Raw genomic sequence first — 15,214 nt, 5'->3', positions numbered from 1 at the left:
CCCCGACCCCACCGGATACGGCCAGGTCCCAGCCCAGCCCGCCCACGCCCACTGGGACGACGCCCCGCCGCACCAGGACCCTTACGGCACGGCCTCCGGCTACCCGGACCCGTCCGGCTACGGGCAGCAGCCCGCGTACGGCGACCAGTCCGGCTACCACCACGGGACCGAGGCCGCTTACGGCCAGCCCCAGCCCGGCTACGCCGAGACCGATCCGTACCAGCAGTACCCGCCCGGCGACCCCACCCACCCCCCGTACGGCCAACAGCCTCCCGCGTACGGCCGGCAGCCCGCCGAGCACAACCAGCCGCCCGGGAACGCGTCCACCGGCTACGACCAACATCCCTACGGCTACACGTACGACGACGAGCAGCAGCGCCGCCACCACCAGCGGCCCGACGGGAGCAGCGACCAGTGAACCGGACCACCCTCTCCCTGGCCGCCGTCGCCACCGCCCTCGCCGCCGTCACCGGCTTTGCCACCCTCACCGCCCCCGCCTCCTCCTCGGGGACAGGCGCCGACGGCAAGCCGGCCGCGTCCACCGGCTCCCGCACCCGGCTCCCGGTCGAGCGGACCGGCCTGCTCTGCCCCGCGCCCAGCGACTCCGAGGTCGCGGACACGACCTACACCTCCTTCACCCCGACCGGCATCCCCGGGACGTCCCGGCCCGCCGACGGCGCAGCCACTTCCAGCACCCCCACCGCCGCCCCCCGCGCCGACCTCTACCCCGCCGCGACCACCACCGCCGACAAGCCCGCCCCCAAGGACAAGAAGCAGACCCCCGACGCGAAAGCAACGGCCGCCAAGCCCCTCCTCACCCTCACCCAGCCGGGCAAGCCCGTCAGGCTGGAGACCGACAGCGCGGACGCCACTGCCCTGATCGGCAAGGCGACCGGAGCCGCGGCCCCCGGCTGGACGACCCAGCAGACCACCACCGTCTCCGGCGGCGACGGCCGCGGAATGCTCGGTCTGAGCTGCCCCGCGCCCGACACCGACCTCTGGTTCCCCGGCGCCTCCACCTCCGCCGAGCGTCAGGACTACGTCCACCTCACCAACCCGGACGACGCCGCCGTGGTCGCCGACATCGACCTCTACGGGCCCGAGGGCGAGCTGAAGTCCCAACTCACCGAGGGCGTCACCGTCCCGGCCCGCTCCAGCGTCCCCGTCCTGCTGTCGACCCTGACCGCCGAGAAGGCGACCGAGGACGTCACCGTCCATGTGACCACCCGCGCCGGCCGGCTCGGCGCCGCCGTCCGCGCGGCCCACGACGAACAGGGCAGCGACTGGCTGACCGCCTCGGCCGACCCGTCCGGCAGCCTGGTCCTCCCCGGTATCCCGGCCGACGCCACCTCGGTACGGCTGGTGGCGCACGCGCCCGGCGAGAGCGACGCCGACCTGAAGATCCAGCTCGCCGGCAAGACCAGTACGGTGACCCCGGCCGCCGCCCAGTCCCTGCACGTCAAGGCGGGGATGACCGCCGCGGTGGATCTCAAGAACCTCACCCGCGGCGAGGCCGGCACCCTCCTCCTCACCCCCTCCCAGCCCGGCAAGAAGCCCCCGGTCGTCGCCGCCCTGAAAGTGACCCGAGGCTCAGGCGACAACCAGGAAACGGCCTTCATCCCGGCCGGCGGCCCGATCGGCGAGCGAGCCACCGCCGCCGGCAGCTCCGCCAAGGGCACCACCCTCACCCTCACCGCGCTCACCGCGGACGCCCAGGTGAAGGTCACCGCCTCCGCCGGCACCGAGGGCGGCACCCCCGCCACCAAGACCTACACCGTCAAACGCGGCACCACGACGGCCGTCGTTCCTTCCATCCCCACCGGTCTCAAGGGCACCTACGCACTGACCGCCGAGACCGTCTCCGGCGGCCCGGTGTACGCGTCCCGGATGCTCGCCGAACCCGAGGACGGCATCCCCATGTTCACCGTCCAGCCACTGGAGGACGACCGCGGCACCGTGGAGATCCCCACCGCCCGCCAGGACCTCACCGTCCTCACCGACTGACGACCGCAACGTGCGTGGCGAGTCCTCGCCAACGGGCACTTCACCACCCCTCCGATTCGTTGCCCAAATAGGAAGCAGCGGGCGGGCGGGCCAGGCCCCCAGGCGATCGACCCGCCCCAGCCACCACATCCCTACGACAAGAAAGCAGCCGAGCAAGCCACCCCGCCAACGGGGATTGAGCCGAAGCGGAGGCCGGGCCGTAGTAGCGGAGGCCGGGCCGCAGCGGAAGCCGGCCATAGCGGGTACGGGCCTTGGCGGAGACGGGCGACGCCGGGACGGGCCCTACAGGCGGTAGCGGGACGGGCCCTACGGGCGGTGGCGGGCGATGGCGGGACGGGCCGTAGCGAGTGCCGGGATCAGTCCTGGCCGTAGCGGGGATCGACCGACTCCGGTGCGAGGCCCAGCAGCTCCGCGACCTGCTCGACCACCACCTCGTGGACCAGCAGCGCCCGCTCGTCCCGGGTCTTGGCCCGTAGCTCCACCGGGCGGCGGTACACCACGACCCGGGCCGGCCGGTCGCGGTCGGCCGGGGCGGAGCTGCCCAACGGAACCGACTCGTCCGTCGGCTGGGGCACCTCCAGCACATGGAAGTCCACCTCGGCGAGTTGCGGCCAGTGCCGCTCCAGCCGCTCGACCGAGTCCTGCACCAGGTCGCGGAAGGTGTCGGAACGGGTCACCGAGAGCGGCACCTGCGGCGGCGCCACGGGCCCGCGCATCCCTCGACCATGGCGGTCTCGGCGGCGCGGCCGGGGCTCGGCCGGACGGGGCGGTACGGGACTGTCCATCACTACGGCAGCGTAGCCGCCCGCCACCCTCCTGGCCCGGTCCGACGCCCGCCCGGCCCCGCCCAGGGGCGACCCGTCGACCCCGGCCCGCCACCCGCCTGGCCCGGTCCGACGCCAGCCCTGACCCCGCCCGGGGGCAACCCGCCGACCCTGGCCCGCCGCCCGCCCGGGGGCCACCCGCCGCCCCCGGCCCACCACCCTCTCGGCCCGCTCACCCTCCCGGCCCACCGCCGCCCACCCGATCCACAACCCACGCGGCCCCGTCCGGCACGACCCGCCCCGCTGGACCCGCACCCCCCGGATCCGGCGGGGCCCCGCCTCCACCCACCCACCGCGGACCAACCCCCGCCCGGCTCCCTCTGGGGCGGCGCCCATTGGGCACTGTCCCAGCGTCCCGTGGCCCCACCCCCTGCCCGACCCGCTCCCCCCTCGGGGCGTCCCGCTGCCCACTCCAGCCCACGCCCGCAGGCGCATCCCCTGGCCGCGCCCCCGGCGCATCCCCGAGCCCGCGCCTCCCCGGGTGGCCGATGGCCCACCCGTGCCCGCCCCCCAGAGCATCCCCCAACCCGCCCGCCCACGCTCGTAGGGCACCGGCCCGCGCACCAGGGCATCGCAACCCGACCCACCCCACCCCAACCCACCCCACCCCGGCCCGCGTCCCCGGGGCATCCGCGGTTCACCTCGGGCGCACTCCGGGCCAGCCCCTCCGGATCCGCGGCCCGCGCCCATCCCCGTGTGTCGCGGAGTGAACGTTCCGGTCACGGTTGCGTACGGCCGTCCGGCGGTGCCGGACCGGGCGCGCCCCCCGAACGACCGGATTCGTTCGGTCCGGTGTCCGGTTCCAGCCGCGCGAACGCCCGCCCCGCCGCTCTTTCCGCTGGTCGAACCGGGGCGCTCGACGGCGGGTGTGGCGGACATCACGCCACGACACGGGCGGGTGACGTGAGGGAGAGTCGTCGCGGCCCGCTCAAGAGTGCGGTACCGTCCAACATCGTGAGCCCTGTACGTCGCTGTTCGCGCACCGCGTGCGGCCGCCCTGCCGTCGCGACACTGACGTACGTCTATGCCGACTCGACCGCGGTCCTCGGCCCGCTCGCCACCTACGCCGAACCCCACTGCTACGACCTCTGCGCCGAGCACAGTGAGCGCCTGACCGCGCCGCGCGGCTGGGAGGTCGTCCGCCTCTCCGACGCCTCGGGTCCGGCCCGCCCCAGCGGTGACGACCTGGAGGCCCTCGCCAACGCCGTCCGCGAGGCGGCCCGCCCGCAGGAGCGCGCCGCCCAGTCCGGTGGCAAGAACGGCGGACGCGGCGGCGACCCGGTGGAGGTCGGCCGACGCGGCCACCTCCGTGTGCTGCGGTCCCCGGACTCGTAGATTCCCACCACCTTCACCCTCCCCGCGTAGGTCACCGGTCTCCGCTTCTCCGTGCCGGGCGGCGGGATCCCGGCCCAGGACCTGCGGACAGGTGACCTGCGGGTAGTTTGTTCACCCAGTACAGGGCTGTAGGAGGGTGGGGCGAGGACGTGTCGGTTGATCTGTCTCGGATCGTGAAGGCGTACGACGTGCGCGGGGTCGTGCCGGAGGAGTGGGACGAACCGCTGGCCCGGCTGCTCGGCGCCGCCTTCGCCGAGGTGACCGGTGCGAGCGCCCTCATCGTGGGACACGACATGCGCCCCTCCTCGCCCGGCCTCGTCGACGCCTTCGCCCGTGGCGCGGCGGCCCGCGGCGCGGACGTCACCCTGATCGGCCTCTGCTCGACGGACCAGCTCTACTACGCCTCCGGGGCGCTCGGGCTGCCGGGCGCAATGTTCACCGCCTCGCACAACCCCGCCCAGTACAACGGCATCAAGATGTGCCGGGCCGGTGCCGCCCCGGTCGGCCAGGACACCGGGCTGTCCGAGATCCGCGCCCTGGTCGAGGAGTGGCAGCGCGACGGCGCCCCGGCCGACGTGCCCGTACCGGGCACCCTGCGCACCCGCGACACCCTCGCCGACTACGCCCGCCACCTGAAGTCGCTGGTCGACCTCACCGCCATCCGGCCGCTGAAGGTCGTGGTGGACGCGGGCAACGGCATGGGCGGCCACACCGTCCCCACCGTCTTCGACGGGCTGCCGCTCACCCTCGTCCCGATGTACTTCGAACTGGACGGCACCTTCCCCAACCACGAGGCCAACCCCCTCGACCCGGCGAATCTGGTCGATCTTCAGCACCGAGTCCGCGAGGAGGGCGCCGACCTCGGCCTCGCCTTCGACGGTGACGCCGACCGCTGCTTCGTCGTGGACCAGAACGGCGACCCGGTCTCCCCGTCCGCGATCACCGCCCTGGTCGCCGCTCGCGAGCTCGCCAAGCACCCCGGCGGCACGGTCATCCACAACCTGATCACCTCCTGGTCGGTGCCCGAGGTGGTGCGCGAGCACGGCGGCACCCCGGTGCGCACCCGGGTGGGCCATTCCTTCATCAAGGAGGAGATGGCCCGTACCGGCGCGATCTTCGGCGGCGAGCACTCGGCGCACTACTACTTCCGGGACTTCTGGAACGCGGACACCGGCATGCTGGCCGCGCTGCACGTGCTCGCGGCCCTCGGCGGCCAGGACCAGCCGCTGTCCTCGCTGGTCGCGGAGTACGCCCGCTACACCGGCTCCGGTGAGATCAACTCCACCGTCGCCGACCAGGGTGCCCGCACCGCGGCGGTACGCGAGGCCTTCGCCGCCCGGGACGGCGTCACCCTGGACGAGATGGACGGGCTCACCGTCTCGGCGGCCGACTGGTGGTTCAACCTCCGCCCCTCCAACACCGAGCCGCTGCTCCGTCTCAACGTCGAGGCGCGCGACGAGCCGACGATGGCCGGGCTCCGCGACGAGGTGCTGGCCCTGGTCCGCGCCGAGGCCTGACGAGACGCCCGGTCGGCCGGGTCCCCCACCAAGGAGGGTCGCGGCGCTGAAAGGGCCGCGCCATCGCCCGCCCGCACACGGCGGCCAGGCCTCTCGGCGGTAGGCTGACGTGGCCCGACGCCTCCCCGCACCGGTCGGCGCCTGCGCCCCGCGCCCCGTGCGCGCCGTATCCCGAGTGCCCCGCACCCCGTGTGAAAGGACCCTCCCATGCCGCTCGACGCCGGCCTCCTGGAGATCCTCGCCTGCCCCGCCTGCCACGCCCCGCTCGATGACCGCACGGCGGACGAGGACCCCGAGCTGGTCTGCACGGGTGACTCCTGCGGTCTCGCCTACCCGGTCCGCGACGGCATCCCGGTGCTCCTGGTGGACGAGGCGCGCCGCCCCGGCTGACCACCGGCCGCTGGCCGCCAGCCCCGGGCCATCGCCCGCCGGCCGGAGCCCGGAGCCGTACGAGCCCGGGGGCGTGTACGAGTTCGGGGCCGCGTACGAGCGCGCCATCCCCTCTCGTACGGTCCTCCTGACCCCGTACGGCCGCCCCGGCTTCGTAGGGCCGGACCGGGCTTCGTACGGCCGACCCCGCCCCGCCCCGTACCGTCATCCTGGCCGTGGGGGACATCCCGGCGTACGGGTGTCCCGGCCGCCCCGCACAGTCGTCCGCCGACGACCCCCAGTCCGCCCCCGGGGCCTCGGCCCCCATGGGCCTCCCGCCCACCACGGGCTGCCCGTCAGCCACAGGCCGCCCCCTACGAGTCGCCCCCACCGGCCGTTCCTCCGCAGGTCCCGCCCATTCCACGGCTTCCGCCCGTCCGGTGAAACGCCGCGGGGCGGGCAAGAGCCCCGTGACAACCCGTACCGCCACAGCCCGCGCGGCGATCGGAGGCCCACCCCATGTTCGACGAGTCCCTGCTCGACGACCCGGACGCCCTGGCCCGGGCCGACCGCCGCGGGCTCCTCCGCGGGGCGGCCGAGGCCGGGGCGCGGGTCCGCACCGCCGTTCTGCACGCCACCGAGGCGGGTGTCTCCGCGCTGAGCCCCGAGGGGCGGCCCCGCGCCGTCCTGGTCGCCGGCCCCGGGACGGCCGCCATCGGGGTGGCCGACCTGGTCGGCGCGCTCGCCGGGGCGTCCGCGCCGGTCACCCGGCTGCACCCGACCGGCGTCGCACCCGCCGCTGGCGCCCTGCGCTGGACGCTGCCGGGCTGGGCAGGCTCGGTCGACCTGCTGCTGATCGCCACCACCGACGGCACCGAACCCGGCCTCGGGCTCCTCGCCGAGCAGGCGTACCGGCGCGGGGTCACCGTCGTCGCCGTCACCCCGACCGGCTCGCCGGTCGCCGAGGCCGTCGAAGGCGCGCACGGGCTGGTCGTGCCGATGGCGACCGCCCCGCACGAGCTGTACGACGAGACTCCGGGCGCCAGTCCCGGTGCCCTGTGGGCGCTGCTGACCCCGCTGCTCGCCCTGCTCGACCGGGTCGGCTTGCTGGACGCCCCGGCCGAGGCACTGCAACGGGTGGCCGACCGGCTCGACCGGACCGCCGAGCGGTGCGGACCGGCGGTCGCCACCTACGAGAACCCGGCCAAGACGCTCGCCGCCGAGCTCGCCGACAGCCTGCCGATCATCTGGACCGAGGGGACGGTGGCGGCCGGGCCCATCGGCCGCCGGTTCGCCGCCGTACTGGCCGAGCTCGCCGGCCGCCCGGCCCTCGCCGCCGAACTGCCCGAGGCGCTGCCGGCGCACGGCGTCCTGCTCGCCGGCGACCTGGCGGCCGCGGCCGATCCCGACGACTTCTTCCGGGACCGGGTCGAGGAGGCGCAGGCCCTGCGCGCCCGGGTCGTCCTGCTCCGGGACCGGCCCACCGGCGGGCTGAGCGCCGCCCCGGCCGCCCGGGAGCTGGCGCTCGGCCATGACACCACCATCAGCGAACTGGAACCGGAGGAGGGGGCGACCGAACTGGAGGCGTTCGCCGAGCTGCTCGCCGTGACGGACTTCGCCGCCGGGTACCTCGCCCTCGCCTCCGGCAGCGAGTCCGCCTGACCGGCGACCCCGGTCCGGTCGGTGGGCGGACGGAGGGGCGGCCGGTCCGTGGAGCCCCGTACGCGCGCCCGTCACCTGAGGGACCCCGTACGGACATCCCGGGCACACACGCGATGGCGACCATGCCCCGACCAGTACGGCCGCCGACCCGTCGCGGTGGCCGGGAACCACGGGCCCGAACCGGTCCGAGAACGCGGTACGTACAGCGCAGAACGCGGCACGTACACGCGGAACGCAGAACGCAGAACGTCGAAGGAAGGCCCCATGGACCGCCTCTCCAACACCGTCCGCCCCTACGCCTGGGGCTCTCCGACGGCCATCCCGCACCTGCTCGGCACCGAACCCACCGGTGAGCCGCAGGCCGAGATGTGGATGGGCGCCCACCCCGGCGCGCCCTCGCGAGCCGTCCGAGACGGTGCCGAGCGGCCGCTCGACGCCCTCATCACCGCCGATCCGGAACGGGAGCTGGGCGCCGCCACCGTGGCGAAGTTCGGCCCCCGGCTGCCGTTCCTGCTGAAGCTCCTGGCCGCCGACGCACCGCTCTCCCTCCAGGTCCACCCCGACCTCGCGCAGGCGCGCGACGGCTTCGCGGCCGAGGAGCGCGCCGGCGTCCCGCTCGACGCGCCGCACCGCAACTACCGCGACGCCAACCACAAGCCCGAACTGATCTGCGCGCTCACCCCGTTCGAGGGACTCTGCGGCTTCCGCATCCCCGACGACAGCGCCGAACTGCTCGCCGCCCTCAACGTGGACACGCTCAAGCCGTACGTCGACCTGCTGCACGCCCATCCCGAGGAGGCGGCCCTGCGGGAGGTCCTGACGGCGCTGCTCACCGCCGACCGCGACGAGATCGCCGCCACCGTGCACGAGACCACCGCCGCCTGCGATCGGCTCGGCGGTGCCCACGCTCCGTACGCCGCCCTCGCCCACCACTACCCCGGCGACCCGGGTGTGCTCGCCGCGATGCTGCTCAACCATGTGGTGCTCCAGCCCGGCGAGGCCCTTTACCTGGGAGCCGGAGTCCCGCACGCCTACTTCTCCGGACTCGGGGTGGAGATCATGGCCAACTCCGACAACGTCCTGCGTTGCGGGCTGACGCCCAAGCACGTCGACGTGCCCGAACTGCTGCGCGTCGTACGCTTCGAGGCCGACGACCCGGCCGTACTGCGCCCGGAGGCGGCACCGTCCGGGGAGGAGGTCTACGAGACCCCGGTGGAGGAGTTCCGGCTCTCCCGCTTCGTACGGGCCGAGGCCGCGGCCCCCGTCGACCTCACCGCGGCCACCCCGCAGATCCTGCTCGCCACCGCCGGGAACCCGCAGGCCGGGGAGGTGCCGCTCGCGCCCGGCCGCTCTGTCTTCGTCCCGGCGGGCGAACCGGTCGAACTGTCCGGAACCGGCACGGTGTTCCGGGCGACCGTGGTCGCCTGAGACCCGTCCGGGCGCTCCTGCCACCGTCTGACGTCCGCCCCAGCCGGCACTGCTGCCACAATGTGCGGCCGTACGTCCAACGCCGTACGGCCGGACCCGGCACCGCAACTACGAAGGGACGACGGCACCCATGAGTGCGTCAGGCGGAACCAAAGCAATCGTGGCGGCCCTCGCTGCGAACCTCGCGATCGCGGTCGCCAAGTTCGTCGCGTTCCTCTTCAGCGGCTCGTCCTCGATGCTGGCGGAGAGCGTCCACTCGCTCGCCGACTCCGGCAACCAGGGCCTGCTGCTGGTCGGCGGCAAGAAGGCCAAGCGGCAGGCCACCCCGGAGCACCCCTTCGGCTACGGCCGCGAGCGCTACATCTACGCCTTCCTCGTCTCCATCGTGCTCTTCTCGCTCGGCGGGATGTTCGCCCTGTACGAGGGCTACGAGAAGATCAAGCACCCGCACGAGCTCACCGACTGGTGGTGGCCGGTCGGCGTTCTGGTCTTCGCGATCCTCGCGGAGAGCTTCTCGTTCCGTACGGCCATCAAGGAGTCCAACCACCTGCGCGGCAAGCAGTCCTGGAAGGAGTTCGTCCGCCGGGCCAAGGCGCCCGAGCTGCCGGTCGTCCTCCTGGAGGACCTGGGCGCGCTGGTCGGCCTGGTCCTGGCCCTGTTCGGCGTCGGCCTGGCCATCCTCACCGGCAACGGCGTCTGGGACGGCATCGGCACTCTCTGCATCGGCATCCTGCTGGTCCTCATCGCCCTGGTGCTGGCGGCCGAGACCAAGTCGCTGCTGCTGGGCGAGTCCGCCGGCATCGAGGACGTACGGAAGATCGAGGCCTCGCTCGTCGACGGTGACACGGTGACCGGTGTCATCCACATGCGCACCATGCACCTGGGCCCGGAGGAGCTGCTGGTCGCCGCCAAGATCGCGGTGCAGCACGACGACACGGCCACCGAGGTGGCGGCGGCGATCGACGCGGCCGAGTCCCGCGTCCGCGCCGCGGTCCCCATCGCCCGGGTCATCTACCTGGAGCCCGACATCTTCCAGGCCTCTAGGTCCGAGCCGTCGGAAGCCATCAAGCCGCAGACCGAGGCATCCGAGGCCCCGCAGGCCCCCGAGACCCCCGGCTCCCTGTAACCGTCTCGGACAGTCCCGCACCACACCGCGCGATATCGCACGGCACAGCAAGAGCACAGCACCGCTGGGACGGCCCGGTCTCCCACCCCTTCAGGGGGAGGCCGGGCCTCTCCCGTCCCTCGGCCCCCCGGGCCCCGCAGCGTCACCCGGCCTGCACCGTGTCCGAAAGGCTTCGGCTCGCACAGCCGATCGGTGTAGATTCGTGACAAGAGTCAGACGTCGCTGCTGATGGCGGTCGGGCGGTCCCGTACGGACCGGCCGAGGGAGAGAGGGCCTCCGACGACTGCTCTGCGAGCATGACCAGGCATCCTTGGATGCGGCCATCTCGCAGAGCCAGACGTACCCACCCTCGACCCACACACGAGGAGCAGCTCGATATGTCGACTGTCGCGAACCGACAGGACTTCAAGGTCGCCGACCTCTCCCTGGCCACCTTCGGCCGCAAGGAGATCACCCTCGCCGAGCACGAGATGCCGGGCCTGATGGCGATCCGCGCGGAGTACGCGGACGCCCAGCCGCTGGCGGGCGCCCGGGTCACCGGCTCCCTGCACATGACGGTGCAGACCGCCGTCCTCATCGAGACCCTGGTCGCGCTCGGCGCGCAGGTCCGCTGGGCCTCCTGCAACATCTTCTCCACCCAGGACCACGCGGCCGCCGCCATCGCGGTCGGCCCGAACGGCACCCCCGAGGAGCCCCAGGGCGTCCCCGTCTTCGCCTGGAAGGGCGAGACGCTGGAGGAGTACTGGTGGTGCACCGAGCAGGCGCTGACCTGGCCGGACAGCCCCACCGGCGGCCCGAACATGATCCTGGACGACGGCGGTGACGCCACCCTCCTCGTCCACAAGGGCGTCGAGTTCGAGAAGGCCGGCCAGGCCCCGGACCCGGCCACCGCGGACAGCGAGGAGTACGCGCACATCCTGCGCGTGCTCAACCGCACCCTGGGTGAGAACCCGCAGAAGTGGACCCGCCTCGCCTCGGAGATCCGCGGCGTGACGGAGGAGACCACCACCGGTGTCCACCGCCTGTACGAGATGCACCGCGACGGCGCCCTCCTCTTCCCCGCGATCAACGTGAACGACGCGGTCACCAAGTCGAAGTTCGACAACAAGTACGGCTGCCGCCACTCCCTCGTCGACGGCATCAACCGTGCCACCGACGTCCTCATCGGCGGCAAGACCGCCGTGGTCTGCGGCTACGGCGACGTGGGCAAGGGCTGCGCCGAGTCCCTGCGCGGCCAGGGCGCCCGGGTCATCGTCACCGAGATCGACCCGATCTGCGCCCTCCAGGCGGCGATGGACGGCTACCAGGTGACCACCCTGGACGACGTCGTGGAGACGGCCGACATCTTCGTCACCACGACGGGCAACAAGGACATCATCATGGCCGCGGACATGGTGCGGATGAAGCACCAGGCCATCGTGGGCAACATCGGCCACTTCGACAACGAGATCGACATGGCCGGCCTCGCCCGCGTCGAGGGTGTCGTCAAGGACGAGATCAAGCCCCAGGTGCACACCTGGACCTTCGCGGACGGCAAGAAGATCATCGTGCTGTCCGAGGGCCGGCTGCTGAACCTGGGCAACGCCACCGGTCACCCCTCCTTCGTGATGTCCAACTCGTTCGCGGACCAGACCCTGGCCCAGATCGAGCTGTTCACCAAGCCGCAGGAGTACCCGACCGACGTCTACGTCCTCCCCAAGCACCTGGACGAGAAGGTCGCCCGCCTCCACCTCGACGCCCTCGGCGTCAAGCTGACCACGCTCCGCCCGGAGCAGGCGTCCTACATCGGCGTCGAGGTCGACGGCCCCTACAAGCCCGACCACTACCGCTACTGACGCACCCGGCCTGGGCGCGGCACCGGCTATCGGCACCGATACCCGTACCGCGCCCGAGCCAGGGCAGGCCTCCGCACCCCCGTGACGGGGGCCTGCCCGGCTACCGGCCGCCGCGGCTCAACACCGACCCCGAGAGTCCCAGGACCCATGCCCCGCGGCCGTTATTCGCTTCACGATCCGCACGATCGCACCCCTCTCGGTGGAGAGCAGTTCCACTGCGCCCCCGGCCCGTCCGGCTGGCGCTATGTCGCACAGACGACCACCCCCTCCGGTGCTCACAACGGCTCCGTCGACCTGGCGATCGACGACCTCGGCCGACCGATCCGACTCGAACTCCAGGCCCGCGAATGGCGGGTCCGCGGCGCCGCCCTCGACGGCGTGACCTGGGTCCGTACCGATCCTTCCGGAGAGCATGCGAGCGAAGGCAGCGTGCGCGCCCACTCCTTCACCGGCAGCTCCCCGGCGTTCCTCATCGCGACGACTCGGCTTCTGCGCCTCACCCCCGGTTCCCCGTCCACTCGCGTACGACTGGTCGCCTTCACCGACCCGGTGCTCGCCCCGCTCACCGTCGACCAGTCCTGGGCCTTGGTGAACAGTGAAGCGCACCCCACTGACAACGGCCCTCTGACCGTGGACGAGTACCAGGTCAGCACGGTGGACACCGGTGAGCTCCACACCGTTCACATCGCCGGTGACGTGGTGCTTTCCGCCCCCGGTATCGAGCTGGAGGACCTCGACACCCCGCCCTCGGTCCTTCCTGAACTCCCCGGTCTTCCCGACCTTCCGGACCGATAGCGCCCGCGCCGCCGGTACCGGTCCGCCCCTCAGGCCGTTACGCGGGCGGTGCGAACCCCGTCCCCGGCTGCCGCACAGACTCCGAGCCGCCAGCCCCACCGCCGCCATGGTTCGCCCCAGGGGCACCACCCGTCCCACCGGCGCCCTGGGCACCATCACCACCAGCCGCGGGGCCGCCGGGGCGGAACGCCCGCCGGGCGTCACGCGCCTGGCGCTCCTGGACCACGCCGGCCAGATACACCGACGCGGGCATCCCCGCCGGCGGAGGCGTCCCCGTACGCGCCACCAGATCGTCGGCCAGTCGTTCCGCCATCGCGCGGCCCACCTGCGGGTCGAGCTGCCCCGCCCGGGAGAGGTACTGGCGCACCGCCAGCCACAGTTCGTCCGGCACCGCGGAGAGGTCGAGTTGCCCCAACCGCCCTGCCAGCCAGGGCATTGGCGGCGGTGAGGCCGTCCGGCGGCCCGCCGGGATCCGTTCCCGCACCACCAGGGTCCCCGCGAACACATCGCCGACCCGCCGCCCCCGCTCCGACATCAGCGAGGCGATGCACGCCACCACCCCGAAGGTCATCAGCAGCTCGACCACCCCCATCGCGCCGCGCACCAGAGCGTGCCGGAAGCGGATGGGCCCGCCGTCGTCCCGAACCACGCGCAGCCCGCAGGCCAGCTTGCCCAGCGACCGCCCATGGCTCAGCGTCTCCACCGCGATCGGTCCGCCCACCAGCACCAGAAGGAAGGCGGCAATGGACACGGCCATCACGGCTGCCTCGTCGAGCGAGGCGGTGGCCAGCGCCAGACCGAGGGATATGAGCAGATAGGCGGACCAGACGACCACCAGATCGATCGCCAGGGCCAGGGCCCGGCTCGGCAGGCGCGCGGGCTGCAACCCGAGCACCACCGCATCCCCCGTCACAACGGTGCTCACGGGCCCACCCTCTCCTTCACGTCCATCCCCTGCCTGAGGCGACGCCACCGAACGCCAGTCTGCCAAGCTGGCCGTCAGCGTGCCGCAGGACCGGGGCCCGCACTAGTACGGACCGTACGCACAGTGCCTGGAGCAGAAGCCGATCATGGACCTTGACGTCTTCATGACCGCCCACCGAGCCGAGTGGGACCGCCTCGACCAGCTGCTCGGGCGGGGTCGCCGGCTGACCGGGGCGGAGACCGACGAACTGGTCGAGCTCTACCAGCGCACGGCCGCCCATCTGTCGCTGATCCAGACCAGCGCGCCCGACCCGCACCTCACCGCCCGGCTGACTCAGCTGGTTGCCCGGGCCAGGGCGACGGTCACCGGGACCCGGCGGGCATCCTGGCGCGACGCGATCCGGTTCCTCACCCGGGGCTTTCCGGCCGCCGTCTACCGCTCCCGCCACTGGTGGGTGCCGACGGCAGTGCTCTCCACCCTCCTCGCGGCGCTCATCGGCTGGTGGATAGCGGCGCACCCCGAGGTGCAGTCCGCCATCGCCGCCCCGGAGCACCTACGCGAGATGACCCGCCCCGGTGGGGAGTACGAGTCCTACTACTCCAGCCACCCGGCCACGTCCTTCGCCGCCCAGGTGTGGACGAACAACGCCCAAGCCGCCGCGATGTGCCTGGTCCTGGGGGCCTTCCTCTGCCTCCCGGTGCTCTGGATCCTCTTCCTCAACATGATGAACGTCGGGATCGGCCTCGGTCTGATGGCGTCCGCAGGCCGACTCGACACCTTCCTCGGCCTGCTCCTCCCACACGGCCTGCTCGAACTCACCGCGGTCTTCGTCGCCGCCGGCACCGGACTCCGGCTCGGCTGGACGGTCATCGACCCCGGCCCGCGGTCCCGCCGGTCGGCCCTGGCCGAACAGGGCCGCGCAGCCGTCGGAATGGCCATCGGCCTGGCACTCGTCCTGCTCGTGTCCGGTGTCATCGAGGGCTTCGTGACCCCGTCCGGCCTGCCCACCTGGGCCCGGATCGCCATCGGCATCGCCGCCGAGGCGGGCTTCCTGCTGTACGTGTACGTGCTGGGCGGCCGCGCTGCCAGGGCCGGCGAGACCGGCGACGTGGAAGCCCCCCACCGCAGCGCCGAGCTGCCCACCGCGGCCTGATGTGCGTTCGGCCCCGCGGAGCTGCTACTGTCCTCTTCGCCCACAAAAACCGTTGACACGGTGCTTGCGGGGAGGTAGATTCTAACGGTTGCCTCGAACTGGACAAGTTCGACCGCACTTACTAACATCTCTCTCGCTCCAGTGCGGAAAGCATTCCGCAGGAGCCACCCCCCTCGATTCCCCCAGAATCACAAAACCGGCCGATTAGGCCGGTCGGAATGATTCTGATAAAGTCGGGGAG

The 15,214-nt window shown here is 73.0% G+C and carries 12 protein-coding genes and 1 pseudogene; 11 read left to right on the top strand and 2 right to left on the bottom strand.

Going from position 1 to position 15,214, the window contains the following annotated elements; genetic code table 11:
* Positions 1 to 418: pseudogene (locus M1O15_RS31010) on the top strand (hypothetical protein); the annotation flags it as partial.
* Positions 415 to 2,004 carry a DUF5719 family protein gene (locus M1O15_RS31005; RefSeq protein WP_248637576.1) on the top strand — a complete coding sequence of 530 codons (1,590 nt, stop codon included), beginning with the start codon at positions 415 to 417 and terminating at the stop codon, positions 2,002 to 2,004. The pseudogene M1O15_RS31010 and the gene M1O15_RS31005, both read left to right, overlap by 4 nt.
* Positions 2,005 to 2,360: 356 nt before the next feature.
* Here the strand turns inward: M1O15_RS31005 and M1O15_RS31000 are convergent, their stop codons facing one another.
* Positions 2,361 to 2,789: a metallopeptidase family protein gene (locus M1O15_RS31000; RefSeq protein ID WP_248637577.1), complete on the bottom strand. Its 429-nt coding sequence runs from the start codon at positions 2,787 to 2,789 to the stop codon at positions 2,361 to 2,363.
* Between the two features lie 942 nt (positions 2,790 to 3,731).
* Here M1O15_RS31000 and M1O15_RS30995 point away from each other — a divergent pair.
* The 8 genes from M1O15_RS30995 (at position 3,732) to M1O15_RS30960 (ending at position 12,895) form a co-directional block, all read left to right on the top strand.
* The gene (locus M1O15_RS30995) at positions 3,732 to 4,163 is read left to right on the top strand and encodes a DUF3499 domain-containing protein (protein WP_248637575.1); all 432 of its coding nucleotides are present in this window, start codon (positions 3,732 to 3,734) and stop codon (positions 4,161 to 4,163) included.
* Positions 4,164 to 4,312: 149 nt separating this feature from the next.
* Positions 4,313 to 5,680, top strand: a complete 1,368-nt coding sequence (locus M1O15_RS30990; protein ID WP_248637574.1) for a phosphomannomutase/phosphoglucomutase — start codon at positions 4,313 to 4,315, stop codon at positions 5,678 to 5,680.
* Positions 5,681 to 5,887: 207 nt separating this feature from the next.
* On the top strand, positions 5,888 to 6,070 hold the full coding sequence (locus M1O15_RS30985) for a Trm112 family protein (RefSeq protein ID WP_248637573.1): 183 nt from the start codon (positions 5,888 to 5,890) through the stop codon (positions 6,068 to 6,070).
* Positions 6,071 to 6,568: 498 nt separating this feature from the next.
* Positions 6,569 to 7,711: an SIS domain-containing protein gene (locus M1O15_RS30980; RefSeq protein ID WP_248637572.1), complete on the top strand. Its 1,143-nt coding sequence runs from the start codon at positions 6,569 to 6,571 to the stop codon at positions 7,709 to 7,711.
* 264 nt (positions 7,712 to 7,975) lie between these two features.
* Entirely contained in the window at positions 7,976 to 9,139 is a 1,164-nt protein-coding gene (gene manA, locus M1O15_RS30975) for a mannose-6-phosphate isomerase, class I (protein ID WP_248637571.1), read from the top strand.
* 130 nt (positions 9,140 to 9,269) lie between these two features.
* Positions 9,270 to 10,265, top strand: a complete 996-nt coding sequence (locus M1O15_RS30970; RefSeq protein ID WP_248637570.1) for a cation diffusion facilitator family transporter — start codon at positions 9,270 to 9,272, stop codon at positions 10,263 to 10,265.
* Between the two features lie 377 nt (positions 10,266 to 10,642).
* The gene (gene ahcY, locus M1O15_RS30965) at positions 10,643 to 12,100 is read left to right on the top strand and encodes an adenosylhomocysteinase (RefSeq protein ID WP_248637569.1); all 1,458 of its coding nucleotides are present in this window, start codon (positions 10,643 to 10,645) and stop codon (positions 12,098 to 12,100) included.
* A 147-nt stretch (positions 12,101 to 12,247) separates the two neighbouring features.
* Positions 12,248 to 12,895: a hypothetical protein gene (locus tag M1O15_RS30960; protein WP_248637568.1), complete on the top strand. Its 648-nt coding sequence runs from the start codon at positions 12,248 to 12,250 to the stop codon at positions 12,893 to 12,895.
* Positions 12,896 to 12,932: 37 nt separating this feature from the next.
* Here M1O15_RS30960 and M1O15_RS30955 read toward each other — a convergent pair whose 3' ends face one another.
* Entirely contained in the window at positions 12,933 to 13,820 is an 888-nt protein-coding gene (locus M1O15_RS30955) for an RDD family protein (protein WP_248637567.1), read from the bottom strand.
* 145 nt (positions 13,821 to 13,965) lie between these two features.
* On the opposite strand from M1O15_RS30955, the gene M1O15_RS30950 reads away from it, so the two are divergent.
* Complete coding sequence (locus M1O15_RS30950; protein WP_248637566.1) at positions 13,966 to 14,973, top strand: stage II sporulation protein M; 1,008 nt, start codon at positions 13,966 to 13,968, stop codon at positions 14,971 to 14,973.
* The last annotated feature ends 241 nt before the right edge of the window (positions 14,974 to 15,214 follow it).

The sequence above is a fragment of the Streptomyces lichenis genome (assembly GCF_023218175.1).
GTDB lineage: Bacteria > Actinomycetota > Actinomycetes > Streptomycetales > Streptomycetaceae > Streptomyces > Streptomyces lichenis.
The sequence above is the reverse complement of the archived record's forward strand: the minus strand, read 5'-3'. Positions and strand labels throughout refer to the sequence as shown.

Excerpts from the sequence above, each read along its gene's own strand:
- M1O15_RS30960 (WP_248637568.1), top strand. The coding sequence starts at position 12,248 with ATGCCCCGCGGCCGTTATTCGCTTCACGATCCGCACGATCGCACCCCT.
- M1O15_RS30985 (WP_248637573.1), top strand. The coding sequence starts at position 5,888 with ATGCCGCTCGACGCCGGCCTCCTGGAGATCCTCGCCTGCCCCGCCTGC.
- M1O15_RS30970 (WP_248637570.1), top strand. The coding sequence starts at position 9,270 with ATGAGTGCGTCAGGCGGAACCAAAGCAATCGTGGCGGCCCTCGCTGCG.
- M1O15_RS31000 (WP_248637577.1), bottom strand. The coding sequence starts at position 2,789 with ATGGACAGTCCCGTACCGCCCCGTCCGGCCGAGCCCCGGCCGCGCCGC.
- M1O15_RS30950 (WP_248637566.1), top strand. The coding sequence starts at position 13,966 with ATGGACCTTGACGTCTTCATGACCGCCCACCGAGCCGAGTGGGACCGC.
- manA (WP_248637571.1), top strand. The coding sequence starts at position 7,976 with ATGGACCGCCTCTCCAACACCGTCCGCCCCTACGCCTGGGGCTCTCCG.
- ahcY (WP_248637569.1), top strand. The coding sequence starts at position 10,643 with ATGTCGACTGTCGCGAACCGACAGGACTTCAAGGTCGCCGACCTCTCC.
- M1O15_RS30980 (WP_248637572.1), top strand. The coding sequence starts at position 6,569 with ATGTTCGACGAGTCCCTGCTCGACGACCCGGACGCCCTGGCCCGGGCC.